The 23,509-nt window shown below is 68.0% G+C and carries 26 protein-coding genes; 7 read left to right on the forward strand and 19 right to left on the reverse strand.

Features of this window, described 5'->3' with window-relative positions:
• From ACZYZE_RS10115 to ACZYZE_RS10145, 7 genes are all read right to left on the reverse strand, one after another.
• The coding region (locus ACZYZE_RS10115) for an enolase-like domain-containing protein (RefSeq protein ID WP_463907519.1) at positions 1–454 on the reverse strand (454 nt) is incomplete at its 3' end.
• A gap of 65 nt (positions 455–519) precedes the next feature.
• Entirely contained in the window at positions 520–1,545 is a 1,026-nt protein-coding gene (locus ACZYZE_RS10120; RefSeq protein ID WP_463907520.1) for a sugar kinase, read from the reverse strand.
• Positions 1,542–2,288: a bifunctional 4-hydroxy-2-oxoglutarate aldolase/2-dehydro-3-deoxy-phosphogluconate aldolase gene (locus ACZYZE_RS10125; protein ID WP_463907521.1), complete on the reverse strand. Its 747-nt coding sequence runs from the start codon at positions 2,286–2,288 to the stop codon at positions 1,542–1,544. The genes ACZYZE_RS10120 and ACZYZE_RS10125 overlap by 4 nt, the downstream gene beginning before the upstream one ends.
• Complete coding sequence (gene dgoD, locus ACZYZE_RS10130) at positions 2,282–3,430, reverse strand: galactonate dehydratase (RefSeq protein WP_459317365.1); 1,149 nt, start codon at positions 3,428–3,430, stop codon at positions 2,282–2,284. The genes ACZYZE_RS10125 and dgoD overlap by 7 nt, the downstream gene beginning before the upstream one ends.
• A 7-nt stretch (positions 3,431–3,437) precedes the next feature.
• On the reverse strand, positions 3,438–4,325 hold the full coding sequence (locus ACZYZE_RS10135; protein WP_463907522.1) for a carbohydrate ABC transporter permease: 888 nt from the start codon (positions 4,323–4,325) through the stop codon (positions 3,438–3,440).
• Positions 4,322–5,290, reverse strand: a complete 969-nt coding sequence (locus tag ACZYZE_RS10140) for a carbohydrate ABC transporter permease (RefSeq protein WP_459317363.1) — start codon at positions 5,288–5,290, stop codon at positions 4,322–4,324. The genes ACZYZE_RS10135 and ACZYZE_RS10140 overlap by 4 nt, the downstream gene beginning before the upstream one ends.
• Before the next feature lie 146 nt (positions 5,291–5,436).
• Complete coding sequence (locus ACZYZE_RS10145; RefSeq protein ID WP_459317362.1) at positions 5,437–6,732, reverse strand: ABC transporter substrate-binding protein; 1,296 nt, start codon at positions 6,730–6,732, stop codon at positions 5,437–5,439.
• A 138-nt stretch (positions 6,733–6,870) separates the two neighbouring features.
• On the opposite strand from ACZYZE_RS10145, the gene ACZYZE_RS10150 reads away from it, so the two are divergent.
• Complete coding sequence (locus ACZYZE_RS10150; protein WP_459317361.1) at positions 6,871–7,656, forward strand: FadR/GntR family transcriptional regulator; 786 nt, start codon at positions 6,871–6,873, stop codon at positions 7,654–7,656.
• A gap of 26 nt (positions 7,657–7,682) precedes the next feature.
• On the opposite strand, the gene ACZYZE_RS10155 is transcribed toward ACZYZE_RS10150, so the two are convergent.
• Both ACZYZE_RS10155 and ACZYZE_RS10160 read right to left on the reverse strand, forming a co-directional pair.
• Positions 7,683–8,714, reverse strand: a complete 1,032-nt coding sequence (locus tag ACZYZE_RS10155; RefSeq protein ID WP_463907523.1) for an aldo/keto reductase — start codon at positions 8,712–8,714, stop codon at positions 7,683–7,685.
• A gap of 23 nt (positions 8,715–8,737) precedes the next feature.
• Positions 8,738–9,610 carry an NAD-dependent epimerase/dehydratase family protein gene (locus ACZYZE_RS10160; RefSeq protein ID WP_459317514.1) on the reverse strand — a complete coding sequence of 291 codons (873 nt, stop codon included), beginning with the start codon at positions 9,608–9,610 and terminating at the stop codon, positions 8,738–8,740.
• A 194-nt stretch (positions 9,611–9,804) separates the two neighbouring features.
• Here ACZYZE_RS10160 and ACZYZE_RS10165 point away from each other — a divergent pair, with 194 nt between their 5' ends.
• Together ACZYZE_RS10165 and ACZYZE_RS10170 are read left to right on the forward strand one after the other, a co-directional pair.
• Positions 9,805–10,269, forward strand: coding sequence for a universal stress protein (locus ACZYZE_RS10165; protein ID WP_459317359.1), 465 nt, complete (start codon positions 9,805–9,807; stop codon positions 10,267–10,269).
• Positions 10,270–10,403: 134 nt separating this feature from the next.
• A complete protein-coding gene (locus tag ACZYZE_RS10170; protein ID WP_463907524.1) occupies positions 10,404–11,096 on the forward strand; it encodes an SRPBCC family protein in 693 nt (230 codons plus the stop codon).
• A gap of 168 nt (positions 11,097–11,264) precedes the next feature.
• On the opposite strand, the gene ACZYZE_RS10175 is transcribed toward ACZYZE_RS10170, so the two are convergent.
• From ACZYZE_RS10175 to ACZYZE_RS10200, 6 genes are all read right to left on the reverse strand, one after another.
• Positions 11,265–12,620: a phosphoribosyltransferase family protein gene (locus tag ACZYZE_RS10175; protein WP_459317357.1), complete on the reverse strand. Its 1,356-nt coding sequence runs from the start codon at positions 12,618–12,620 to the stop codon at positions 11,265–11,267.
• A 181-nt stretch (positions 12,621–12,801) separates the two neighbouring features.
• Positions 12,802–14,850 (reverse strand): putative bifunctional diguanylate cyclase/phosphodiesterase, encoded by a 2,049-nt coding sequence (locus tag ACZYZE_RS10180; protein ID WP_463907525.1) that lies wholly within the window; start codon positions 14,848–14,850, stop codon positions 12,802–12,804.
• A 95-nt stretch (positions 14,851–14,945) separates the two neighbouring features.
• Entirely contained in the window at positions 14,946–15,617 is a 672-nt protein-coding gene (locus ACZYZE_RS10185) for an esterase/lipase family protein (RefSeq protein ID WP_463907526.1), read from the reverse strand.
• The gene (locus tag ACZYZE_RS10190; RefSeq protein ID WP_459317354.1) at positions 15,614–16,432 is read right to left on the reverse strand and encodes an alpha/beta fold hydrolase; all 819 of its coding nucleotides are present in this window, start codon (positions 16,430–16,432) and stop codon (positions 15,614–15,616) included. Before ACZYZE_RS10190 ends, ACZYZE_RS10185 begins: the two co-directional genes overlap by 4 nt.
• Before the next feature lie 69 nt (positions 16,433–16,501).
• Positions 16,502–16,711 (reverse strand): hypothetical protein, encoded by a 210-nt coding sequence (locus tag ACZYZE_RS10195; RefSeq protein WP_459317353.1) that lies wholly within the window; start codon positions 16,709–16,711, stop codon positions 16,502–16,504.
• Positions 16,712–16,919: 208 nt separating this feature from the next.
• The gene (locus tag ACZYZE_RS10200) at positions 16,920–17,267 is read right to left on the reverse strand and encodes a cytoplasmic protein (RefSeq protein ID WP_459317352.1); all 348 of its coding nucleotides are present in this window, start codon (positions 17,265–17,267) and stop codon (positions 16,920–16,922) included.
• Positions 17,268–17,434: 167 nt separating this feature from the next.
• Here ACZYZE_RS10200 and ACZYZE_RS10205 point away from each other — a divergent pair, with 167 nt between their 5' ends.
• Positions 17,435–17,692: a hypothetical protein gene (locus tag ACZYZE_RS10205; RefSeq protein ID WP_463907527.1), complete on the forward strand. Its 258-nt coding sequence runs from the start codon at positions 17,435–17,437 to the stop codon at positions 17,690–17,692.
• Positions 17,693–17,742: 50 nt separating this feature from the next.
• Here ACZYZE_RS10205 and ACZYZE_RS10210 read toward each other — a convergent pair whose 3' ends face one another.
• Entirely contained in the window at positions 17,743–18,168 is a 426-nt protein-coding gene (locus tag ACZYZE_RS10210) for a VOC family protein (RefSeq protein WP_463907528.1), read from the reverse strand.
• 383 nt (positions 18,169–18,551) lie between these two features.
• On the opposite strand from ACZYZE_RS10210, the gene ACZYZE_RS10215 reads away from it, so the two are divergent.
• Entirely contained in the window at positions 18,552–18,803 is a 252-nt protein-coding gene (locus tag ACZYZE_RS10215) for a DUF2630 family protein (protein ID WP_463907529.1), read from the forward strand.
• Here the strand turns inward: ACZYZE_RS10215 and ACZYZE_RS10220 are convergent.
• Complete coding sequence (locus ACZYZE_RS10220) at positions 18,791–20,134, reverse strand: alpha-amylase family glycosyl hydrolase (protein ID WP_463907530.1); 1,344 nt, start codon at positions 20,132–20,134, stop codon at positions 18,791–18,793. The two genes, ACZYZE_RS10215 and ACZYZE_RS10220, sit on opposite strands and share 13 nt — an antisense overlap.
• 533 nt (positions 20,135–20,667) lie before the next feature.
• Positions 20,668–20,898, reverse strand: coding sequence for a DUF2848 family protein (locus tag ACZYZE_RS10225; protein WP_463907735.1), 231 nt, complete (start codon positions 20,896–20,898; stop codon positions 20,668–20,670).
• Between the two features lie 171 nt (positions 20,899–21,069).
• On the opposite strand from ACZYZE_RS10225, the gene ACZYZE_RS10230 reads away from it, so the two are divergent.
• Positions 21,070–22,284, forward strand: a complete 1,215-nt coding sequence (locus ACZYZE_RS10230; protein ID WP_463907531.1) for a DUF4232 domain-containing protein — start codon at positions 21,070–21,072, stop codon at positions 22,282–22,284.
• Positions 22,285–22,304: 20 nt separating this feature from the next.
• On the opposite strand, the gene ACZYZE_RS10235 is transcribed toward ACZYZE_RS10230, so the two are convergent.
• Entirely contained in the window at positions 22,305–23,054 is a 750-nt protein-coding gene (locus ACZYZE_RS10235) for a GAF and ANTAR domain-containing protein (protein ID WP_459317346.1), read from the reverse strand.
• A 228-nt stretch (positions 23,055–23,282) separates the two neighbouring features.
• Here ACZYZE_RS10235 and ACZYZE_RS10240 point away from each other — a divergent pair, with 228 nt between their 5' ends.
• Positions 23,283–23,507 carry a hypothetical protein gene (locus ACZYZE_RS10240; RefSeq protein WP_459317345.1) on the forward strand — a complete coding sequence of 75 codons (225 nt, stop codon included), beginning with the start codon at positions 23,283–23,285 and terminating at the stop codon, positions 23,505–23,507.
• Positions 23,508–23,509: the final 2 nt, after the last annotated feature.

The raw sequence follows: 23,509 nt of genomic DNA on the forward strand, positions 1-23,509 counted from the left end.
CCGCGGTCTGGATCCGCACCGACTTGTACCCCAGCTCCAGGTGCTCCCGGACCGAATCAAACAGCGAGGGGAGGTCCGCGCCGGAGGCGTGCCCGTAGGCGCGCAGCCCGTTCCGGGACGCCCCGCCGAGGAGCTGGTACACCGGCATGCCCGCCATCTTGCCCTTGATGTCCCACAACGCCATGTCCACCGCGGCGATCGCGGCCATCGTCACCGGCCCCCGCCGCCAGTACGAGGACCGGTACAGGAACTGCCAGGTGTCCTCGATCCGGTGCGGGTCCTTGCCGATCAGCAGCTGCGCCACATGCTCCTTCAGGTACGCGGCAACCGCGAGCTCACGCCCGTTCAGCGTCGCGTCCCCGATCCCGGTCACCCCGTCCTCCGTGGTAATCCGCAGGGTGACGAAGTTACGGGACGGGCTGGTCACAAAGACTTCCGCGGCAACAATTTTCACAACAGGTCCAGGCTTTCTGTGTCGGTTTGAGTTCGGTGGATGGCGGGTGGCGGGAGGGGCGGCCGCTAGCGCTGGGTGGTTCCGCCCGGCGTGGCGCCGAGCAGTGCCAGCTCATCCCGGCGGGGCAGGCCTTCCCAGTCCCCGGCGGTGCTGACGGCGAAGGCTCCCGCGAGGGCGCCGCGCTGCAGGCGGCCGGCAACGTCTGCGCCGTCGAGCAGGGCGGAGAGGTAACCGGCGGTGAAGGCGTCGCCGGCGCCCACGGTGTCGATGCTGGTGACGGGCACGGCGGGCGTTTCCCAGCGTCCGTCTGCGGTGTGGACGCCCGCACCGGCGGCGCCCCGCTTGACCACGACCTCGCGGACGCCGCGGGCCAGGAGCCCGGCAGCCATCGCAGTTTCGGCGTCGTCTGTTGTTTCGGTGCCGGAACCCGCGCGCGGATCGGCGGCGACGAGCCCGAGTTCGTCGTCGGAAGCGATCAGGATGCTCACATGCCCCGCCAGCGGGGTGAGGACGGCGCGCGCCTCGTCCCGTGACCAGAGCTTGCTGCGGTAGTTGACGTCGAGCGAGACCACGATGCCCTCGCCGGCGGCCCGCTCAGCGGCGTATGCCACGGCCTTCCGGGCGTCCGAGCTCAGCGCCGCCGTGATGCCGGTCAGGTGCAGGACCCGGGGGCGCGCGGTGAAGGCACGGTCCACGTCCTCCCGGCAAAGCGTGGAGCCGGCGGAACCGGCGCGGTAGTAAAAGGCGCGCGTGACATCGGCTGTGCGCTGTTCGAGGAACATCACGCCGGTGCTTCGGGCGCCGTCCTCGCGGTGCTGCACTCCGATGCCCTCGGAGCGCAGCTGGCGCAGGATGAACTGGCCGTGCGGATCGGCGCCTACCGCCCCGGACCAGCTGACCCGGTGGCCGAGCCGGGCGACGCCGACGGCCACGTTCGATTCCGCCCCGGCCACGTGCATGGTCAGGCCGCCGCCGGCCGACAGCGGCCCAGTGGAGCGCAGCGAGACCATAGATTCCCCCAAGGTCAGGAGGTCGACAGTTGGCAGATCGACAGCCGGGAGGGCAGAACCGTCCTCGACGGCGGCGGTCACCGCAGACTCCCCACGGCCATCCGGCGCCCGTAGTCGGCAGCCAGCGCTACGAAACTTCGGGCCCGCTCACGCATCGGGGCGAGCCCGCCGCCCGAGCCTGCGTCGCCGAACAGCGGGCCGCCGAGTCCGACAGCGATGGCCCCTGCTTGCCAATAGCCCGCTGCTTCGTCAAGCCCCACGCCGCCGACCGCGATGAAGGGGATACCCGGGAACGGATCGCGCAGGGCCTTGAGGTAGCCCGGCCCGCCGATGGAGGCAGGGAAGAGTTTGATCGCGGTGGCGCCGCGGTTCATGGCCTCGTAGGCCTCGCTCGGGGTCAATGCTCCGGCCAGCACGGGAATGCCGAGACGCGCCGACTCGCCGATGGACGGCGCCAGGGATGGCGTCACCATGAAATGCCCGCCGGCCTCGGCGACGTGGTCCACGTCCTGGGCCGTCAGGACGGTCCCCGCGCCGACGAAGCAGCCCGCGGGCGCCGCCGCGCGGACCTCGCGGATCGCCGCGAGGGCGTCCGGCGTCGTCAGGGCAATTTCGACGAAGCGGAAGCCCTCCTCCATCGCCGCGAGGGCCGCCTTCGCCGCTGCCGCGCCGTCCGTGCCGCGCACGATCGCCACGAGCCGCGCCGCCTGGATTCCGGCCAGCAGGGTTTCGGGGGTCAGGGTGTTCGCCATGCTGGTGTTCTCCTTCATCGGGTCCTGCTCCGGGCTCACCATGCCGGCGCCCAGGTTGGCGCTCGTCACCATTCGGCGAAGGCGCCGTCGGGGTGCCGCCAGACGGGTCCGCGCCAGGCGTGGCCGCGCTTGTCCGCGGCGCGGACCACGGCCTCGTCGATCTCGATGCCAAGGCCCGGGCCGGTGAGCCGCTCGATGTGGCCGTCCACGAACTTCAGCGGGGACTTGTCCACCACGTAGTCCAGGACTTCGGCGCCCTGGTTGTAGTGGATCCCGATGCTCTGCTCCTGGATCAGGAAGTTGGGCGTGGCGAAGCCCACCTGCAGGCAGGCGGCCAGGGCCAGCGGTCCCAGCGGGCAGTGCGGGGCCAGCTGGACCTCGTAGATTTCGGCGAGCGAGGCGATCTTGCGGACCTCGGTGATGCCGCCGGCATGGGAGAGATCCGGCTGCGCCACGGCGATGCCGGCCTGCAGGGCGGGCAGGAATTCCTGCCGGCTGTAGAGCCGCTCACCGGTGGACACCGGCGTCGTGGTGGAGGACGTGAACTCGCGCAGCAGGTGCGTGTTTTCCGGGACCAGGGGCTCTTCGAGGAAGAAGGGCCGGTACGGTTCCAGCAGCGGTGCCACCCGCCGGGCGTTGGCGAGGCTGAAGCGGCCGTGGAAATCGACGGCGACGTCGCGGTGCTCCCCGAGAACCTCGCGGGCCGCGGCGACGCGGCGGACGACGCCGTCGAGCTCCGCCACCGTGGCGATGGGGCTCATCCGGCCGCTGGCGTTCATCTTGACGGCGGTGAGCCCGACCTCCAGCTGCGCGCTGATCTGGTCGGCCACCTCGTTGGGCTCGTCGCCGCCCACCCAGCCGTACATCCGGATCCGGTCCCGGACGTGGCCGCCGAGGAGCTGGTGCACGGGGGTGTTGAAGTGCTTGCCCGCGATGTCCCACAGGGCCTGGTCCAGGCCGGACACGGCGCTGGCGAGGATGGGGCCGCCGCGGTAGAAGGAGCCCTTCGTCATGACCTGCCAGTGGTCCTCGATCCGGAGCGCGTCATTGCCGATCAGCAGCTCGGAAAGCTGGTCGACGGCGGTGCGGACCGTTTCGCTGCGGCCCTCGCAGGTGGCCTCGCCCCAGCCGACGATGCCGCTGTCCGTCTCGACCCGGACGAAGAGCCAGCGCGGCGCGACGAGGAAGGTTTCAATCCTGCTGATGAGTGTCATCTGCTGCCTAGCCCTTGGTCGCGCCGGCGGTCATGCCGGAGACGATGTACTTCTGCGTGAAGAGCGCAATGATCATGATCGGGATGGTGACCACGGTGGCGGCCGCCATCAGCCCGCCCCAGTCGATGCTCGCGTAGGAGACGAAGTCGAAGATCGCGACCGGCAGGGTCTTGGTCTTGGAGCCGGAAAGTACCAGGGCGAACATGAAGTTGTTCCACGAGAAGATGAAGGACAGGATGGCGGCCGTGGCGATGCCGCCGACGGAGAGCGGCAGCGTGATGCGGCGGAACGCGCCGATCGGGGTGAGCCCGTCCACCTGCGCGGACTCCTCCAGCTCCAGCGGCATCGAATCGAAGTAGCTCATCATGATGTAGACGATCAGCGGCAGCGCAACGAACATGTGGCTGAGGATCAGCACCTCGAAGCCGCCCACCATTTTCAGGTTGGAAAAGACGTAGTACCAGGGCACCAGCAGGGAGACGCCCGGAATGACGCGGGCCATCAGGACCACCAGGGCGGAGCGGTGCATGGTGAAGCGGCTCATCGCGTAGGCGGCCGGGACGCCGAGGACCAGCGACAGGGCCGTGGAGACGAAGGCCACCCAGAAGCTGTTGAAGATGAAGACGAAGTAGTTGTTGCGCTGCAGCACGTTCGCAAAGTTTTCGGCGGTGGGGGTGAAGAGCAGCGCCTTGCCGGTGTCGTAGATGTCCACGTTGGTCTTGAAGGAGGCCAGCAGCATCCAGAACAGCGGAGCGATCAGGAACAGCACGACCGCGATCAGGGCCACAACGCGGAAGGCCTTGTAAGCGCGGGTGGCCAGAGGCTTGCGGCGGCGCGGGGCCGGCCGGGTGACGGGGGCGGAGGTTTGGGGTGCAGTTTCATTCAGGACGGTCATTTGCTTACAGCTTTCTTGCGCATGGTCAGCAGCCACATGGAGCCGACGATGATCATGAAGAACAGGATCAGCACCGCGGAGGACAGCCCGTACTGGTTGTAGTCGAAGCTCAGCCCGTAGGCGTAGACGTTGAGGGTCTCCACCTCGTGGAAGGATCCGCCGCCCTTGCCTTTGGTGGCGTAGAGGATATCGAAGGTCTTGAGGGCGTCAATGCCCCGGAGCAGGATGGCGACGATCACGGTCGGCATCATAAGGGGCAGCGTGATGTAGAAGAAACGCTGGACGGCGTTGGCACCGTCCATCCGGGCCGCCTCATCGGGCTCCTCGGACAGGGAGGTCAGGCCGGCGAGCAGGATCAGCACCACCATGGGGGTCCACTGCCAGACGTCCATGAAGATGGTGGTGCCCAGCGCCGTGTCCTGGCCGGAGAGCCAGGGCTGGGCGGGGATGCCCACCATGCCGAGCAGCTGGTTCGCGAAGCCGATGTTGGGGTCGAAAATGAGCCGCCACATCATGCCGACGGCCACCGGGGTGGCGACGAGCGGGAGCAGGATGGCGACGCGGACCCACTTTTCGCCGCGGAAGGGGCGCCACAGCAGCAGGGCGATGCACATGCCCAGTACAACTTCGCAGACCAGGGCGACGCCGGTGAAGGACAGGGTCCGTCCGACCGCGGGCCAGAAGCGTTCGGCGTCGGACAGGACTGTCGCGTAGTTCTGCAGTCCGACGAACTCGGACGCGGCGCGGACGGAGCCCTGCGAATCGGTGAGGCTCAGGTACAAAGTCCAGGCCAGCGGGAAGATGATCAGGACGCCGACGAAAATCATCGCCGGGGCCGCGAACAGCCACTTGCGGTGCCGGTTGGCCCAGGCGGAGAAGTTCTCCCGCGCTCCGGGCGGACGGCCGGCGCTGCGGGCAGGCGCGCTGCGGGATCCGTCAGGTCGGGATGGAGTCAGTACAGACATGGCTCACCTAAGAGTTTGGGGGTGAAGTGAAGAGCTGGCCGCGGCGGGACGGCAACGGGGCCGCCGCCCCGCCGGGCAGTTTTGGTGCGCCGGGCGCGGAGTCGGCCCGGCTGTGCAGTGCGCCGGCGCGTGGTGCGCCCGGTGCGCTACTTCTTTTCGCTGTCCAGGAACTTCTGGAAGGCCTCGTGGGCCGTGTCGGCGGCGGCGGAAGCGTCCGCGCCGGTGATGGTCGCTACGATCGGTCCGCCCACGATTTCGCGGGCCTTGCCTACCGTGACAACCTCGGGACGGTCGTGGCCGACGCCGTTCTTGGCGCTGGCGGAGATGGCCTCGGCCAGGTCCTTCGGGTAGGTGGAGGTTCCGGCAGGGTCAGCCCAGACCGAGGCGCGGGGTCCCGGAACGCCGGCTTTCTGGGCGGCCAGGGTGCGTTCCTTGCTCGTGGCCCACTGGATGAACTTCCAGGCGTTGTCCTGGTTGCCCGATGCCTGGTTCACGGCCAGGCCCCAGGACGGGATGTTGTACGGCTTGGAACCTGCCGGGCCGGCGGGCAGGGCGGCAAAGCCGACCGTGTCCGCGACCTTGGACTTGGCCGGATCCGTGGCGTTCTTGTAGAGCGAGTCGGCCTCGGTGTAGAAGGCAGCCTTGCCCTGGGTGAAGATTGCCATCGCCTCGGGCCAGCTCATGTCGGTGCTGACGTTGGCGGGGCCGTAATTCCTGATCAGGCCGCCGTAAAATGCGTAGGCCTTCTTGGCGGCGTCGCTGTTGACGGCGGACTTGCCGCTGGAATCGGTGAAGTCGCCGCCGAAGCTATACAGGAAGCTGGAGAACTGGGTGACGGCGGCGGACTTGCCGGTGCGGGCCACGAAACCTGCGGTCTCCGGGGAGGACGCCTTGATGGCCTTGGCCGCCGCTTCGAGCTCTTCCATGGTCTTCGGAACCTCAAGGCCGGCGGCCTTCAGCAGGTCCTTGCGGTAGTAGAGCACTTCGCGTTCGGTGATGATCGGGACGCCCACCACCTTGCCGTCAGCCGTGGTCGCCTTGACCGGGCCCTCCTGGTAGTCCTTCCAGTCCCAGGCCGTGTCCGAGGAGACCTTGCTGCTCAGGTCCGCGAGATAGCCGTTCTTGGCGAACGCCTTGCCCTCCTGGAGGGGCCGGTACATCATGACGTCGATTTCGTCGCTGCCGGCGTTGAGCTTGACGTTGTACTGGTCCGAGAGTTGGTCCTCGCCGAGCTGGGTCAGTTCGACCTTGAGGCCGCTGGACTTCTCGAATTCCGGAATGGCGGCCTTGATGCCTTCGGTCCAGACGTGGTTCGCGAGGGTGACCCGGACCGTTCCTGCGGCCTTGGCGTCACTGCTGCCGCTGGCGCCGCCGCAGGCAGTCAGCCCCAGCGACAGTGCCGCGGCAACCGCCGCATATTTCACAATTGAACGTCGCTTCATTACGACTCCCTTGGTTTTAAGGGCTGGGTGTCACGTCCAGCCGGCTGCACATGCATCTTTACATCTGCTCTGGAAGCGATCTTAGAGAAATAAAGCAGACTTAAACAACCCCTTGCGCCCAACCCGTATGATTTATTTATGAAAACCCCAAAGGCGGAGTCCTCAGCTGACCTGCATTCCGTGCTGGTCCAGAACCTGGGACTTGCCATTGCCGAGGGGACCCTGGCGCCGCACTCGATCCTGCGCCTGGACGAGCTCGAGGCGCAGCACGGCGTGTCCCGCTCGGTGGTCCGGGAGGCCACCCGGGTACTTTCCTCCAAGGGCATGCTGGAATCACGGCGGCGGCTGGGCACGGTGGTGCAGCCGGAAGACTCCTGGAACGCCTACGATCCGCAGGTGATCCGCTGGCGGCTGGCCTCTTCCAAACGGCTGGAGCAGCTGCAGGCCCTGAACGAACTCCGCGGCGCCATCGAACCCCAGGCTGCGCGCCTCGCCGCCGAGCGCGCCTCCTGGGATGCCGGCAGCGACCTTGTCTCCCAGGCAGCGCGGCTGTGGGCTGCGGGCCAGCGCGGGGATCAGGACGAGTTCCTTCGGCTGGACATCGAGTTTCACGCCGCGGTGCTCCGGGCCTCCGGCAACGAGATGTTTTCCCAGCTGCACAACCTCGTCAGGGAGGTCCTGGCCGGGCGCACCGAGCATGGCCTGATGCCGCATCTGCCGCACCATGAGGCCCTGCAGCTGCACGTGGATGTGGCGAGCGCCATCCAGCGCGGCGAGGCCAACGCCGCGCACGCCGCCATGAGCCGGATCGTGCAGCAGTCCTCCGAGGAGATGGGCGATATCTGGTCCAGCCGCCAACAGGGCGGACCGGCCTCGGACACCCAACGCGGGGTCACTCCGCGCCCATCCGCGGCGGCGGGATAGGCGCGGAGTGACCCCGCGTTGCTTTTTTAGCGGCCGCCGTCGATCTTCCTGCTGCGCTGTTCCTGCGCCAGCGGCCCGTACGGATACACCCCGACGCGCGGCCGGCTGACCTCGCTGAGCCGCATCATCTCCCCCTCTGTCAGCTGGAGCTCCGCGGCCGCGAGGTTGTCGGCGAGCTGTTCGGTAGTACGGGCGCCCAGGATCACGGAGCTCACGGCAGGCTGGTCTGCCAGCCACGCAAGCGCCACCTGCGAGGGGTTCGCGCCGTGCCGGCCGGCAATGTGTTCGACTTCCTCGACAATTTCCCAGGTGCGCGGGTCCGCGTTCCTGGCCTTCCAGGCCTCCATGCCGCGGTCCGGGTTCTCGCCCAGCCGTGTGGCGCCCGCGGGGACCTGATCACGCTTGTACTTGCCGGAGAGCCAGCCGCCGCCCAGCGGCGACCAGGGCAGCAGGCCGATGCCGGCGTCGAGCGAGGCCGGGACTATTTCGGCTTCGATCTCGCGGACCAGCAGGCTGTACTGCGGCTGCAGCGTCACGGGTTCGCTCCAGCCGTGGGCCCTGGCCATGTGTACGGCTTTGGTCAGCTGCCAGCCCAGGAAGTTGGAGAAGCCGTAGTACGCGATTTTCCCGCTGCTGACGGCGTCGTTGAGGAACCGCAGCGATTCCTCGAGCGGGGTGATCGGGTCCCAGGCGTGCAGCTGGTACAGGTCGATCTGTTCCACGCCGAGCCGGCGCAGCGAATCGTCCAGCGCCCGCGTGAGGTGCCGGCGGGAGGTGCCGACGTCGTTCGGGGCCCCGCCCGTCGGGAAGCGGCCCTTGCTGGCCAGCACCACCCGCTCCCGGGCATCCCCGCGGGTCCCCAGCCACCGGCCGATGATCTCCTCCGAGACCCCCGCGGCATAGACGTCGGCGGTGTCAATGAAGTTGCCGCCCGCCGCGAGGTAGTCATCGAGAAGGGCGTGGGACTGCTCCTCAGTGGCTTCGGCGCCGAACGTCATGGTGCCCAGCGCATAGGTGGAGACGACGGCGCCGCTGTGGCCCAGGGTGCGGTATTGCATGGTTCTCCTTAATGGTGTTCGGGTCAGTCTTCGGTCGGAGTGGTGCGGAGCGGGTGGTAGTTCCGCCAGCTGTGCTCCGGGACGTAGCCGAGCAGCCGCTTGGCCTTGTCGATCGAGAGCATGGTCTCGTGCTCGCCGAGGTCCTTGACCACCTTGACGTTCGGGAACACCTCCGCTGCGAGGCTCGCACTGGACCGGCTCATCACGGTGTCCTCGTTGGCAATGATGAACGCCTCGAAGCCGGGCGTCCCATGCTCCAGGGCGCGGGCCACGGCCTGTGCGCCGTCGCGGCCGTCGATGTAGCCCCAGAGGTTCCACTTGCGCAGTGTCGCGTCGGCGTCGAAGGCGGGGAACTCCTCATAGTCCTCGGGGTCCATCACGTTGGAGAACCGCAGGCCCGTGATGCTCAGCTCAGGGTCCCAGCGGGTGAGCTGGATGGCCATCTGCTCCTCAAGGTGTTTGACCAGCGAGTAGGTGCTCTCCGGCCGGGCCGGATATTCCTCGTCCACCGGGATATAGGGAGGGTCGACGTCGAACGGCAGGCCCAGCACCGTCTCGCTGGAGGCGTAGACGATCCTCTTGATCCCGGCGCGGCGGGCGGCCTGGAAAACGTTGTATGTGGCCTGCATATTGTTCTCGAATGTCGCGGCGTCCGGTGCATGGCCGGGGGCCGGGATGGCGGCCAGGTGCACCACGGCGTCGAAGCCGGAATGGCGGTCCTCCAGCCCCAGGAACACATCAACCACCTGGCCGTAATTGCGGAGGTCCACCTCGGTGTAGCCGCGGCCGCGCACACCGGTGCGGTCCAGATTCGTGACCTCATGGCCGTCCTCGCTCAGCCGGCGGACGACGCTCCGGCCCAGCTTTCCGCTTCCTCCGGTAACAGCAACTCTCATCATTACTCCTCTTAGGCGGTAGGGTCTGTTCCACCCTAGAGTGGCCCGGGGACGCTGCACAGCCCCCTTGGCTGGCCCTCCTGGTCCTAGGCACAACGAGTCCCCCAAATCCGGGCGGCGCGCCCCGCGCGAGGTGGCTTCCGCGTGACTTTTGGCCCTAGGCCCTGCCGGAAAGACCGGGCAGGCTGGAGGGCATGAACGTTGATCAGCGGATAGTCGTGGGCGTGGACGGTTCAGAGTTTTCGACGACGGCGCTCCGGCTCGCCGGGCGCATGGCGGCGGGCTTGAACGCCCCGCTGGAGGTGGTCACCTGCCTGGGCACCTCGGATTTCTTCCTTGCCTCCCACCTCCCCGAAGAGAGCACCCCCACCACCACCCAACTGGAGGAGACGGCCAAACGCCTCGTGGACCAGGCGCTCGAACGGGCTTTCGGCAGCGCCCTGCCGGCCGGGCTGACCCGGACGGTGAAGTTCGGCCCACCGGCGAAGGTCCTCGTCGATGAGAGCCGGGACGCCCAACTGCTCGTGGTCGGCAGGCGCGGTCGGGGAGGCTTCCTGGCCCAGGTCATGGGCTCGGTGAGCGGCGCCTGCGCGGCCCACGCCTACTGCCCGGTCCTCGTGGTCGGCCAGGGGGCCGGAGAAGACCAGGCGGCGCGATGACTTTTCGGCCGCTTGCCGGTCCGGGACCGACGGGCTGCCCGGAAAGATCGTGGGCGGTTCCTGCCTGTTCACCGGCGGTGTCCAGGTGGGGATCGTGGGCGCGACCAAGGGCAGCTGCAGAAAGTGCCGACACCATGAGCAGTTCCCGGCCGGCAATCCGGCTTCGCGGCCCGCTGGCGGCCCTGGCCACGGCTGCGGCGGCGGCCGCCTATGTCCTCGCCGTCCGGCCCCGGCTGTTGAAGTGGGGTGCGACGACGCAGGAGGCCGCCGGTCCGCTGCCCGGTGACGAACTGGTGCCGGCGCCGCGCATGCAGACCACCCGGGCAGTAACCATCGCGGCACCGGCCGACCGGATCTGGCCGTGGCTTGTCCAGCTGGGAGCAGGACGCGGCGGGATGTACAGCTACGATGCGCTGGAGAACGCGGCAGGCCTGGGCATGCATAGCGCGGACGGGATCCTCCCGGAATTCCAGCAGCTCGACGTCGGCGATGTCATCCCGCTGGCCCCCGACGTCGGGATTCCGGTCCGGCGCCTGGAGACCGCGTCCGTGCTGGCCCTCGGCGGCACGATGGATCCGCGGACCGGGAAGATCACCTCCTCCGGCGCTGCGGCCACCGGCCCGCGCCTCGAGCTGGGCTGGACCTTCGTGTTGCTGCCGGTGGACGCCCGCAGCACGCGGTTGCTGTCCCGCACCCGCTACGACTATTCGCCCGTGCCGCTGGGGCTGGTCCTCCGCCCGCTGCTGGAACCGCTGCAATTCCTGATGGAGCGGCGCATGCTTCTCGGCATAAGGTCCCGGGCCGAGGGCAGCCGGCCGCTTCCATGACTTTGTGCTCTACACCGGCCGCCGCCAGGCCCAGCCTTAGAGTCCAGGGAGGGCATGCAGCCGCCCGCCGGGTTCCGGGAGGCAGCCGGTGAAATCGGCCAAGACAGTACACGGCATCGGACGCGTCAGGCGAAATCCTTGCCGGGCGCCCTCCGGCCCGGGCCGTGCCTATGCCTGGGGTTTGGTGCCGGCCGGGGGCAGAAGGTAGTCGACAAACCAGTCCCTGGCAAGAATGGCAGCCGCCGCCAGCGTCCCGGGTTCCTCAAAGAGATGGGTGGCGCCCTGGACGACGGCCAGCTGGTTGGGGCAGCGCATCATGGACTTCGCCTTGCGGTTGAGTTCGAGCACCTCGTAGTCGAAGCTCCCCACAATCAGGAGGGTCGGCGCCCGGACGGCCCCGAGCCGGGGTCCGGCCAGGTCGGCCCGGCCGCCGCGGGAGACGACGGCGTCAATCCTGGCGGTGGGTTCTGAGGCCGCCCACAGGGCGGCCCCGGCGCCCGTGCTCGCGCCGAAGTAGCCCATCCTGCAGGAGGCGGTGTCGTCCCTCATGGCGAGCCAGTGCGTGGCCGCGGACAGCCGGCGGGCCAGCAGGTCGATGTCGAAGACGTTGGCGCGGTGGTGTTCCTCTGCAGGGGTCAGCAGGTCCAGCAGCAGCGTGCCGAGCCCCGCCTGCTGCAGCACGCCCGCGACGAACCTGTTCCGCGGGCTGTGCCGGCTGCTGCCGCTTCCATGCGCGAACAACACCACTCCCCGGGCCGGAACCGGAAGGTGAAGCTGGCCCTGGAGCCGCACGCCGCCGGACGGGATCTCCACTTCCGCATCGAGGTCGGCGCCCTCCTGGGCTTCGGCGGCCGCCCCGTTCCGGGATTCTGGCGGCGAGTTCTGCAGGCGCTTGGCTGCGGCGTCGAGAAGCTGCACCACCTCGCCGTCGTCGGTCGGCGAGAAGTCGCGGTAGTGGTAGCCGACGGCGGAGAACTGCCGGGGCGTGGCCAGGCAGACCACCTCGTCCGGCTCGGACAGGCTCGCCAGGGTGTCGGCCGGGGCCACCGGCACGGCCAGGATCACCCGTGCGGCGCCGAGCTTCCGCGCGATCCGGCAGGCTACCCGGGCGGTGGACCCGGTGGCAATGCCGTCGTCGACGATCACGGCGATGCGTCCGGTGAGGTCCTGCCGGGTCCTTCCCTTCCGGAACCGGGCCACCCGGTCCTCCAGCACGGCCCGCTCGTGCTCTTCGACGGCCTTCAGCTCCTGCTCGGAGACCCGGGAATGGGCCAGCACACGATCCTCCAGGACCCGGGCGCCGCCTTCCCCAATCGCCCCCATGGCAAGCTCGGGCTGGTAGGGAAGGCCGAGTTTCCGCACCACAATCACGTCCAGGGGCGCGTCCAGCGCCGCGGCAACCTCGAAGGCCACCGGGACGCCGCCGCGTGGCAGGCCCAGGACCACAATGTCCTGGCCCCGCAGTTCCACCAGCCGCCGTCCCAGTTGCCGGCCGGCGTCGACCCTGTCTTCGAAAATGCTCATCAGTATGGCTTTCCAGTCTGGACACCGGCCATGGGCTGGTCCAGGGATACGCTCCGCAGGCTGGGTAATTTGACCACGTGGCCGCTCCCTCCACTATGGGTCAGGATCCCCAGGGATGTGAGGGCCTTTGGGCCCGGATTCGGCCCCGCCGCCCCGATCCGGAGCTGCGTCGCTAGTGCCGCTAGGCCCCGCTGCGGATTTGCCGGATCAGCCAGTCAACAATAATTTGGCTGGCCCCGGAACTGCTCGCCGCCAGGTGCTGCTGGGCATGCCAGCGGTCGACGTCGCCCCGCTGCTCCCCGAGGAATTCGAGATAGCCGGTGAAGGGGCACGCCTGAACGGTGTCTGGATGCGGGGAACCGAGACGCAGGAACTTCCAATGGAATGCAAGGGCGCCCAGGGCGGTCCGGATCCGGCCCGGAACGATCGGGGATTCGAAATCGACCGTCCAGCCGGGCGCATCGGCAGCGGGCATCGGTCGGCCCAGATGGTAGCCCTGGCCGTACTGGGCGCCGAGCACGGCCACTGCCTCCGTCATGCCGAGGTCTTCCAGGCCTTCGGCCACAACAGCCATGTCGAAATCGCGGCCGATCTGGACCAGGGTGGCGATCAGGCTGAGCGTTTCCAGCGGGCTGGTGTGCAGGCCGGTGAGCATATCCCTGTCGATCTTCACAGCGGTGAAGGGAAGCATCGTGAGGCGTTTGAGGCTGCTGTGGCCAGCTCCGAGGTCATCCATGGCCAGACCCACTCCCAGCTCGACCAGCCGGTTCAGCGGACCGCTGAGCATGTCCCAACCGATGGTCTCGGTTTCGAGCAGTTCCAGGACCAGCCGGTGCGGCGCAATTCCGTGCCGCACCAGTGTCTCTTCAATAAACCGCGGGCAATCCGGGTCCAGCAGGGTGGACGGCGCGAGGTTGACTGACACGTTGGCGGACAGCCCAAGCGCGTTCCATTCCGCGAGCTGGGCCAGTACCTGGTCCAGGCCCTGCCGGAACAGCCGGTCAATCTCGGCAGGCCCAAGGTACGGGACGAATGCTGCGGGCGGAACGTGGCTGCCGTCTTCCAGCTGGAGCCGGGCCAGCGATTCGAACAGGTACACGCTGCCGTCCCGGAGGTCCACAACCGGTTGCGTGAACATCTCCAGTCCGCCGGCGAACAGCCGCTCGCGGTACAGTGCCATCGATTCCCCGCCGCCATCGGCTCCGCGGGCCTTACCGGCCGTGAAAGCTGGCGCCGCCGGAGGGCTCCCAGCAGCAGGTGTGTTCCCTGCGGTTCCCTTGGCCAGCTGCCACCAGGCTGACGGACCGCCGTCGCGGGCTTTGGCCAGCTTGAGCGCAGCGTCCGCGTTGCGCAGGAGGGTGCGCATGTCCGATCCGTCGCGCGGTGAAAGCACCAGTCCCGCGCTCATGGCCACGGAGATCTCTTCACCGGCTGCTTCGAACGGCGGTTCGATGCTGCGCCCAAGCCGCCGCAGCGCAGCGGCCAGTGTTTGGGTCGCCTCAGTCTCGGGGGCATCCCCGATCACGAGGACAAACTCGTCGCCGCCCATCCGCGCGAGGAACTCCCCCGGCTGGAGTCTGGCCTGCATCCGGGCAGCCCAGTCCTTGAGGATGGCATCTCCGGCCGCATGGCCGTAGACGTTGTTGACTTCTTTGAATCCGTCGAGGTCAATTAGGCCAACGGCGGGGGCCGGCCGGGCACCGCCGACGGTATCCAACACCCTGAGGAGGTGGGCGTCGAGGGCGGCACGGTTGGGCAGCCCGGTCAGCGGATCGTGGGTCGCCTGGAACCGGAGTTGTTCCTGGAGTGCCATCCGGGCATTGATGTCCCGCTGCACACTCACGAAGTGCGTCACCTGCCCGGCCTCGTCCAGGAGCGGGGTGATCTTCAGGGCGTTCCAGAAAGGGGACCCGTCCTTGCGGTAGTTGAGAATGTCTCCCTGGAAATCTTGGCCGCGGGCCAGGGCATCCCGGATGGCGCCGGCCGCCTCCGGGGCGGTCCCCGGGCCCTGCAGGATGCGGCAGTTGCGGCCCAGCACTTCGTCCTCGGAGTAGCCGGTGATGGCGTTGAAGGAACGGCTCGCGTGCAGAATGTTCTGTTCAGCGTCGGTAATGAGGGAGATCTCCGAGGTGGCCGCGAACGCCCGGTTCAGGAGCTCTCGGGGAACGCCGTCGGCGATATGGGGCGAGGCATCTGGTTCCACCGCAAACGGCAGTGACTGATGAGACATGCCTGAGCCTCCTGGTGGTCAGTCCGGGTTACGGCAAAATGTTGGGGTTCCCTGACAGGGTAACCACCTTGGTCCTTGGAACGCCGCAATCGGCGCTAGCCGGCCGCGGCGTCGAGGATGGTGCGGATGGTGTCCTCGTGGGCCAGGATCCGGAAGTGTCCGGCGGTATCCAACCGGATGTTCCGGGCCCCGGGCAACACGCTGCCCTCGGGGATGTGCGGGTCGAAAAGCCCGTAGACCGAGGTGATGCGTTCGTTGACGCGCTCCTCGCGCGAGAGCTGTACGGTGACTGCGTTGCGGGGCGAGAAGGCGCGCAGGCTCGGAAGCAGCATAAAAGCGGCGTAGCGGGAACCGGAGAACGGTGAACACACGGCGACCATGCCATTGATGCGCCTGTCCGGGTCCAGACACATCATCACGTATTTGCCGATCAGCCCGCCCTTGCTGTGGGCAACGATCATCACGTCCTTCAGGTTCCGGCCCCGGAGGTAGCCGGCAATCAGCTCGGCCGCCTGGGGGACGGCGAGCCGGTTCCGCTGGAGCACCGTCACCACATGCACCGGATGCCCGGCCTCGTGCAGCCGCTTTACGAGCGGCAGCACAAAGCGCCAGTCCTCGTAGATGCCCGGAATCACGACGACGGGCCGGCCGGTTCCGCTGAGGAAATCGACCGGGCGCGTCCTGGAAACGGCACTGCCCAGCTGCCGCCCTGCGGCGTAGAGGTAGTCCTGCACCCACCAGCGGGCATCCCGGAGCAGGCCGCTCATGACGGGTTCGCCGGCAGGGTTTCCGTGCCCGCGGGCCGGAGCCCGGCGAAGGCCGCAATGGCCCCGGCCACCTCGGTGGCGCGGTTGTGCTGGACGACGTGCCCGGTGCCCTTGATTTCCAGCAGCCGTCCGTTCGGGGCCAATTCGGCCAGCCGGCGGCTCCAGTCCGTGGAGGCCACCGGATCGTTGGCGCCGCGCAGCACCAGGACCGGCGCCGTGACGCCGGTGATCTTCTGGTCCGTGGGGTAGCCCATCATCACCCGCAGGGTCTTGAGGTACCAGCGCGGCCCGCAGCGGAGGTAGTCGGTGAAGACGATGGTGTTCGAGGATGGGCTCTCGTAGAAAAGGCTGTCAAGGCCCAGCGCCAGGGCTTGCTGCGCCACGGTGCGGCGCTTCGAATCCACCACCGGCCCCATCAGGACCACGTAGTGAATCCGGCCCGGTTGCTGCAGGGCGGCCTCCGTGACGAACTGGCTGCCCATCGAGTGCCCCACGATCCCGAACTCCAGCACGCCGAGCTGTTCCATGGCACCGAGGATGTACGTGGCGTGGTCCGCGACCGTGAGGGAGTGTTCCGGCCTGGGCGTGGCTCCGAACCCGGGCAGGTCGATCGAGTACGTGTCCACGGATTCGGCCAGGATCGCGTGGAGTCGACGCATGTAGCGGTGCGAGGCGCCGATCCCGTGAATGAGGACGACAGCGGGCGTTGCCTGCGCTTTGTCCGGGAACGGCGCCGGGGCGGCCGGACGCCGGGAAGCGAACACATGGCCGAGATGGCCTGCAGCCTCGATCTCCATGCGGTCGGGCCTGCTCATGGTGGGACTCGTTTCTGTTCTGCTCTGCTTCGTTCAGCGCCTAGTAAGCATACTGACAGAACCGCGAGCCTAGTCCTCGCGCTTGTCCCGCTCGCTGAACTCCTCGTCGAGGTCATAGTGCCGGAACTCGGTCTCCGGATTCGGTTCGCCCTCGGCCACGTATTCGTAGTCCAGCTGGCGCTGGACCTGGCTGTCCAGGACCTGCAGATCCTTGTCCTCCACCGTGCTGAGGTCGTCAGGAAATTCGTCTTCGGGCGTGAGGTGCAGCTTCTCGGTCATTGCATGCCTCTCTGGGCCAGGAAAGGTGGACTCGATCGTGCGGGGTCCTGGCTGATTTCAGAATAGCCGGACCCCCTGCAAGACGGGAACACACAGACCGGCGGACCGGCCGCGCATCGAACGCCATTTCGACGGTTCCGTGCACACAAGACGCGCAGGAACGTCGTGGGGCACGGAACCGTCGAAACGGAGCACATGATGGTGGCTGCTAGCCCGCAGCGGGGCCAAGGGGTTCCCGCCCGCCGGCTTGGGCCGGGGCAGGTTCCTTGAGTTCCACGAACATGGTGTGCGTGGCGGTGTCGCCGATGTTCGTACCGGAGTGGTCCTGGGCCGGCAGCCAGCGCGCCGTCCCGGAGGGGATTTCGACGTCGACGTTGTCACCGTGCCCGGACAGCCGGCGGCGGAACGTGCTCAGCGTGATCATCACGCTGTCCGGGTGGTGATGTTCAACTGTTTTGTCACCCGGGGTGTCGGTGTATTCCAGCACCCGTACGCGTTCGTTTTCAAAGACGACGCGATACAGCCGGGGGTTGCTCGCTACCGGATCCTGGCTCATGGGCGAGAGCCTACGCCCTTCGCCGCGGAACCCGCCAGAGGCGACAGACCACGTTCAGACACCGGACATCAGGCTGTACGTCCCCCCGCGACGGCTGTATCTTTGGCAAGTCGGGACTAACACCGGACCCCGCACCCTTGAACGGACAAGCTAGAGCAGGGAGATCCATGAGCGCGGAATCCAGGGAACCAGAGGGCATCGTCAGGGACGGCGTCGACCGCAGTTCGGACGGCACGGCGCAGGGCGAAGCGGCCCCGGTAGCCCGCGGGGAGAGACCTGCGGCTTCCCCCGCAGGTTCCGGTTCCCCCGCGAACCAGGCGGCCGCCGGTGCCCAGGACGCCACCAAGACCACCGGCCCGGCAGAGGAACAGGACGAACAGACCGGCGACGACCGCGGCCTCACCACGGATTCAAGCCCGGACTGATCCCGGCCGAGCCCCGGGCCGCCCCAGGCCAGGAGGCGCCGCCCGGAGCCTTAGCTCGGCGCCTGACCAGGCTCGGGGCCCACATTTACCATCCAGTCGGTGCCGAACTTGTCCGTGCACATGCCGAACACGTCTCCCCATGGCGCCTTTTCCATTGGCACGGTGACGGTTCCGCCGTCGGCGAGCTTGTCAAAGTAGCCGCGGAGCTCGGCCTCGTCGGCGCCGCTGAGGGAGACGGAGATACTGCTGCCCGCGGTGTAGCCCATGTGGTTGGGTGTGTCCGCTCCCATCAGCACCATGCCCTTGTCCGTCGTCAGCATGGCGTGCATGATCTTGTCCTGCTCAGCGGCGTCTTCGCTGGCCTGGTATTCGCCGAACGTGCTCATGTTCAGCTCACCGCCGAACACCGCCTGGTAGAAGGCCATGGCTTCTTTCGCATTGTCGCGGAAGCTTAGGTAAGGGTTGAGCGTGGTCATGTCCGTGACTCCTTGCAGCTGGGGCGCAGGCCAGGGTGCCAGGTTACGGCACCGGTATCGGCGCACTTTTACATGGCACATCCTGCCCCAAATCAGCCATTCATGATAGCTGTCTGCCGCAGCCCGTCCGGCCGTTCGCGGGGTAGCCGCGGAACCCGCGCATTCCTTCCCGGTTGCTGACCCGGTTAGCAGTCGGAGCTCGTGGGAAACCGCGGATTTCCGGGCTGTGTCAAGGGTGGGAGGCGCGGCAACTGGGAGGGAGCGTCGGGACGGCCGCAACCGGGACCGGGTGCCGGGTCCCCACCCGGCCGCAAGCCGCTCTGGCCCCTGCACCTAGGCCTCGCTACGCTGGCGGAAGGACGCTACGCAGAAAGAAGGCCGTGATGGACGAACAGCACATCCTGGAGCGAATCTCAGCGCTGGTGGAGGAAGAACAGGCACTTCGCGAGAAGGCGCCCTCCTCCTCCCCGGATTATGAACACGGCCCGGAGCACGCGCGGCTGAAGGGCCTTGAAGAGGACCTGGACCAGTGCTGGGACCTCCTCCGGCAGCGGCGGGCCAAGCTGCAGTACGGCGAAAACCCTGACGAGGCGGAAGTGCGTCCCGTCCGGCAGGTTGAAAACTACGAGTCCTGACCGCCCAGGATGGCCCAGCCTCGCGGCGGAACGGCGACTACGTTCCGCCCGGGAGGTCGGTGCCCGTCGCCGGCCAGGACCACGGCGGCCGACGCCGGCACCTCCAGTTCCGCCGGCGCGGGCGAGAGGTTAAGGGCGACCGTGAGTGACGCCCCCTCCCCCGAGGCCCTATAGACCAGGTGTTCGTTGCTCAGGGCCAGCACGTCGGTGCGGGCGGTATGCAGCCAGGCGTGCCGCCGTCGGACGCCGATCAGCTGCCGGTGCAGCTCGTAGATATGCCCGCCGACGGCGGAGAGTCCGGACGGCCCGGCGGGGAAAGCGGGCCGGACGGCGTCGTCTCCCCCGGCGCGGTCCTCCTTGATGCCGCGGAAGCCCTGCTCGTCGCCGGAGTAGACGGACGGTGTGCCGGCCACGGTGAAGAGCGCCACGAGCGCCAGCGGCAGCAGGGCCGGGTCGGTGAGCTTGCTGGCGATCCGGGTGACGTCGTGGTTGCCGACGAAGGTCAGCGGCACGAAGGTGTCCAGCAGGGCGTTGTGCCGCTCCAGCGCCGACGCCAGTTCGTAGAAGTTCCCGTCATTGAGGGAGCTCCAGGCGGCCTTCCACAGTTCATACTGGGTGGCGGAATCCAGCGAGCCGGCGCTGACCTCGGCCGCGTAGTCGCCGTGGATGTATTCACCCACGAAGTAGGCCTCGGGGAAGTCTTCCTTCGCCGCGCCGACCACTTCGGACCAGAACGACGACGGCACGGCGTACGCCGCGTCCAGCCGCCAGCCGTCCGCGCCGCGGCCCAGCCAGTGCTTTATGACGCCGGCAACGAACCCGGCAACCTCGGGTTCGTCATGGTTGAGCGCCACAAGGTGGTGGTGGCCCTCGAAGTCCGCGTAGCCGGGCTCCGCTCCCGGGGCCCAGCCGGCTGGGGGCCAGTCGAGCCGGAACCACGGTGCGGTGGCGGCGGACGGCCCCTGCACCAGGACGTCCTGGAACGGCCGGAAGGAACGGCCGGCGTGGTTGAACACGCCGTCCAGCAGCACCCGGAGGCCGCGCGCATGGGCCTCCCGGATCAGCTCGTCAAAGTCGGAGTCGTCACCGAGCCGGGGATCGATGCGGAGGTAGTCCGTGGTGTCGTAACCGTGGGTCTCGGAGGCGAAGATGGGGCCGAGGGCGATGCCGGAGGCGCCCAGTTCCACCGCGTAGTCAAGCCAGGGGAGCAGCTGCTGCAGCCGGTGCTGCACCGCCGCGCCCTCGGGGAGGGCCACCATTTCCGCGCCCGTGAATCCCAGGGGATAGACCTGCCACCACACGGCGTGCTGGACCCAGCCTGGTTCCGTCATGTCTGGTTCCGTCATGGCTGCACGGGCCTTTCCTCGGAGGGTGCGTCAGTTCCCTATTCTGCCAGTGGCGGCCGCCGGACGACGCCGGACCTCCGGCGGATCGGAGCGCGCGGTCCCAAGGAAGATCCAAGGCCCGGGCCCTAGGCTTCGGGAGAGGCGGTCAACACGTTGGCCGGCGGAAATTCGGAGGGGAACATGGGGACTCAGGCATTGTCACCAAAGCACGTGCGGCGGGGGCCGTTTTTTTGGCCGCGCTTGATCCTGTTACTGATTCTGTTGGCAATCATTGCCGCGTGGACACCGCTGGTCGCCACCGCTGACTGGTCAGCCACTGGAGCCTATGAACCGGGGAACGGTGGGCTGCTCCACGCCGGCCTGAGTCAGCTTTGAGCTAAGGCAGGCGTCCCGATCTCGCGGTTGACGGCGGGCATGATCCGGCTCTGGCGCACGCCATCTCGTCTGGGTCCGCCAACGCCCGCCCGATGGCGCGTTCGTGCGAGTCGAACGCGCCACGGGCGGGCCGTCTCTTCGCGTCAGCCGATGGGTTGGGCCATCTGTTCCACAATGTATTGGGCGTCGATGCTGGCTCCGGTGGCCGGACCGGCCACCTCCACCTTCCAACTACAGGCAAACTGGTCGACGCCCCCGCGCATCGCCACGGTCCCGGAAATCAAGACAGTCCCCGGCTGGTTCAGGCCGCGTTCCGTCAGGACCTCAAGCCAGTAGTCGGGCGTCAGCAGGGCTTCAAGGGTGCTGTCCTGGATGGGGTGTCAGGCTCATCGCCAGCACCAACCCAGCCTTTCAGTGTGATTCGATCCAGATGCTCCCGCGCGCCATCGTGCCGGACATCCGGTCCAAGCTTCCGGTGCTGGCCAACGCCAAGACCTTCTAACCGCCGCGCCGCTTTGCGGAAGCTCTCAATTAGGCTGGTTGCCATGGGGATTCGTATGGGGGTTACGGCAGGCAACGTGTGGACGGCAATCGCAGCGGGAGCCGGGTGGCTGCTGAGCGGCGCCCTGTTCGCGGCTCTGAGCTGGTTCGGCGTCCTGCCCACTACCTTCGCGCGGCTGCTCGTCCCGGAAACCGTGGCTGCCACCGTCTGGCGGTCGGTGATGCCCTGGCCGGTCGTCATCCCGGCCCTGTCCGCCCTGACACTTGTGGGCCTGACGCTAGTGCTCCTCCGATTTTCCCTCCCGCGCCCGGCCGCGGAGACTGCCCGCGCTACGCCGGCCTTTATGACCGTGTGGCTGTGTGTGGTGCTGGCATCCTTCACCACCAGCGTGCTGTGGTCCGCCGGGAGTATGCTGGCGCAGTGGCCGCCGGTGCGCGCGGCCATGCTCTTCAACAACGTAGAAACGGCGCTGCTGTCCGCGGGGTACTGGGGAATCATCGGGGGCTGGGTCCCGGCCCTGGTGTGGACATTGCTGGCCCGGCGGCAGCACAGCATCTTCCAAGGCAGCCGGCCCCAGGTGGGCGCCGCCGAGGCGGGCGCCAGCCACCAGGGCGCAGCCCCGGACATCGCCGCCCGCCCGGCGCCGGCCCGGGCGCTCCTGCTGGGGGCCACGGCCGCCTGCGCGGTAGCGCTGATCGCCGCCGCTCCCCTGTCCGGGGCGGCCACCCGTGCCGCCGGCACTGCCCAGGTCCGTCCTGCCCCGTCGCCATCCCCGTCCACGCCCCCGGTGGTCTACGGTTCGCCCCGGGTGGGGCCGGCACAGCAGCCCCCGGAACCGGACTGGTGCCGCGGCGAGCAGGTTTCGATTACCCTCGGGCAACCGGACGCCGCCGCCAACCACCGCGGCATGGGCATCCGTTTGGAGAACACAGGAGCGGCCCCCTGTGCACTGAATTCATACCCCGATGTCGCCTTCGATGACACCGCAGGCTGGGCCATGGAGGTCCTGCTGGTCCGCGGCGGCTCGTTCGCGACGCGCGACCCGGGCGTCCACCCCGTCACCGTGCTTCCGGGTGCCACGGCCGAGGCCTTCCTGGGCTGGAACGCCATGGCCGCCGCCGGCGACACCCGGGTGGGTACCGTCTTAATCGCCCCCCACACCGGAGCCGCCCGCAGCAGCTTGGCTATGAACCTCGACATTGTCAGCGGCGGCGCAGTGGCGGTCACGGCATGGAGCCTGCCAAAGTCAGCTGGTTAGAAGGTCCACCGGCAAGCCACTTAGCGCTTCTTGGTGATTTCTCCGCTGACGGTCAGCTGTTCCGCGACGTCGTGGAGCTTGATATTCAGATCCGAGCTGGCCCGTGAGAGCAGCAGGAATGCCTGCTGGGCGGTAATCTTGAACCGCTCCATGAGGATGCCTTTGGCCTGGCCGATCAGGTCACGCGTATCCAGCGCCTGGGTGAGCTGGCTGACCTGCTGGCTGCCGGCCACGGCCACCGCCGCATGGGCTGCAACCAGGGCCCCGATCCGCTCCGATTCGGCGTCGAAAACCCCGACATCTTTGCCGAAGAGGTTCAGGGCGCCGAGGTGGTCGCCGTCCACAAAGAGCTGGAAGGACAGCATGCTCCGCGCCCCGAGCTCGAAAGCCGCCCGGGAGAAATCGGGCCAGCGCTGGTCTTTGCTGAGGTCCGGGACACTCACCACCCGTTCCTCATAGGACGCGTCCATGCACGGCCCCTGTCCCGTTTCGCTCTGGAGGGCGTCCACCCGGCGCGGAAGATCGCTGGACGCCGCCCTCGAGTCAATCTCGCGGCGGCCGGTGACCAGGCTGACCGAGGCTTCGGCTGCGTGCGGCACCAACTCCAGCACGGCATGAACGATGCCCGCCAGCATGGAATCCGTGTCATCCTCCTGCTGCAGTTCCCGTGCAATATTGCCGAGGCGGGTGGCAAGGTCGGCCGCGCTCAGCGCCGCCGCATCCGCTTGCCCCGTCGCCCGGTCACCGGTTTCCGCTAGGTTGGAACCCATCCTGACGCCTCCTTGGCCGGCCCGAAGGGCGACTCCAATGCCGGCTCGAATAAGCCTGCCTCTCTTCGAAATATACTCCGCCGCGGCGGTGCCGGCGGGAGAACTGGGCACGAGGATTCACCGGACGGCAACCCCGCATTAACGCTGCCGTGTGAGACTTGTGCATCGGACTCAATAGAGACTGGCTATCCCTGCCGCACCACTGACATTCCAAGGAGCCGCGCAGCCATGAACGGTCAAGAAGACACCACCTCGGGCACTCCCCGGACCCGCGAACCCGGCGGCGGCCGGCACGATCTGAGCAGCCTGCACGTCCGTGAGGATGTTGCCATGGCGGGCCGCTGCGCCAACGTCCACCTCGCCACGGGCAGGACCTGCACGCAGCCCGAGCGCCATCCGGGCTCGTGCGAGTTCGTCGGCCCGCAGGACGCCGGAAACGTCGCCGCGCACTAGTT

This window comes from Pseudarthrobacter woesei (assembly GCF_055412745.1).

Bases quoted from the DNA above. Each gene is read 5' to 3' on its own strand.
- ACZYZE_RS10125 (WP_463907521.1), bottom strand. From the start codon at position 2,288: ATGGTGACGAGCGCCAACCTGGGCGCCGGCATGGTGAGCCCGGAGCAG.
- dgoD (WP_459317365.1), bottom strand. From the start codon at position 3,430: ATGACACTCATCAGCAGGATTGAAACCTTCCTCGTCGCGCCGCGCTGG.
- ACZYZE_RS10135 (WP_463907522.1), bottom strand. From the start codon at position 4,325: ATGACCGTCCTGAATGAAACTGCACCCCAAACCTCCGCCCCCGTCACC.
- ACZYZE_RS10140 (WP_459317363.1), bottom strand. From the start codon at position 5,290: ATGTCTGTACTGACTCCATCCCGACCTGACGGATCCCGCAGCGCGCCT.
- ACZYZE_RS10145 (WP_459317362.1), bottom strand. From the start codon at position 6,732: ATGAAGCGACGTTCAATTGTGAAATATGCGGCGGTTGCCGCGGCACTG.
- ACZYZE_RS10150 (WP_459317361.1), top strand. From the start codon at position 6,871: ATGAAAACCCCAAAGGCGGAGTCCTCAGCTGACCTGCATTCCGTGCTG.
- ACZYZE_RS10155 (WP_463907523.1), bottom strand. From the start codon at position 8,714: ATGCAATACCGCACCCTGGGCCACAGCGGCGCCGTCGTCTCCACCTAT.
- ACZYZE_RS10160 (WP_459317514.1), bottom strand. From the start codon at position 9,610: ATGAGAGTTGCTGTTACCGGAGGAAGCGGAAAGCTGGGCCGGAGCGTC.
- ACZYZE_RS10165 (WP_459317359.1), top strand. From the start codon at position 9,805: ATGAACGTTGATCAGCGGATAGTCGTGGGCGTGGACGGTTCAGAGTTT.
- ACZYZE_RS10170 (WP_463907524.1), top strand. From the start codon at position 10,404: ATGAGCAGTTCCCGGCCGGCAATCCGGCTTCGCGGCCCGCTGGCGGCC.
- ACZYZE_RS10175 (WP_459317357.1), bottom strand. From the start codon at position 12,620: ATGAGCATTTTCGAAGACAGGGTCGACGCCGGCCGGCAACTGGGACGG.
- ACZYZE_RS10180 (WP_463907525.1), bottom strand. From the start codon at position 14,850: ATGTCTCATCAGTCACTGCCGTTTGCGGTGGAACCAGATGCCTCGCCC.
- ACZYZE_RS10185 (WP_463907526.1), bottom strand. From the start codon at position 15,617: ATGAGCGGCCTGCTCCGGGATGCCCGCTGGTGGGTGCAGGACTACCTC.
- ACZYZE_RS10190 (WP_459317354.1), bottom strand. From the start codon at position 16,432: ATGAGCAGGCCCGACCGCATGGAGATCGAGGCTGCAGGCCATCTCGGC.
- ACZYZE_RS10195 (WP_459317353.1), bottom strand. From the start codon at position 16,711: ATGACCGAGAAGCTGCACCTCACGCCCGAAGACGAATTTCCTGACGAC.
- ACZYZE_RS10200 (WP_459317352.1), bottom strand. From the start codon at position 17,267: ATGAGCCAGGATCCGGTAGCGAGCAACCCCCGGCTGTATCGCGTCGTC.
- ACZYZE_RS10205 (WP_463907527.1), top strand. From the start codon at position 17,435: ATGAGCGCGGAATCCAGGGAACCAGAGGGCATCGTCAGGGACGGCGTC.
- ACZYZE_RS10210 (WP_463907528.1), bottom strand. From the start codon at position 18,168: ATGACCACGCTCAACCCTTACCTAAGCTTCCGCGACAATGCGAAAGAA.
- ACZYZE_RS10215 (WP_463907529.1), top strand. From the start codon at position 18,552: ATGGACGAACAGCACATCCTGGAGCGAATCTCAGCGCTGGTGGAGGAA.
- ACZYZE_RS10220 (WP_463907530.1), bottom strand. From the start codon at position 20,134: ATGACGGAACCAGGCTGGGTCCAGCACGCCGTGTGGTGGCAGGTCTAT.
- ACZYZE_RS10230 (WP_463907531.1), top strand. From the start codon at position 21,070: ATGGGGATTCGTATGGGGGTTACGGCAGGCAACGTGTGGACGGCAATC.
- ACZYZE_RS10235 (WP_459317346.1), bottom strand. From the start codon at position 23,054: ATGGGTTCCAACCTAGCGGAAACCGGTGACCGGGCGACGGGGCAAGCG.
- ACZYZE_RS10240 (WP_459317345.1), top strand. From the start codon at position 23,283: ATGAACGGTCAAGAAGACACCACCTCGGGCACTCCCCGGACCCGCGAA.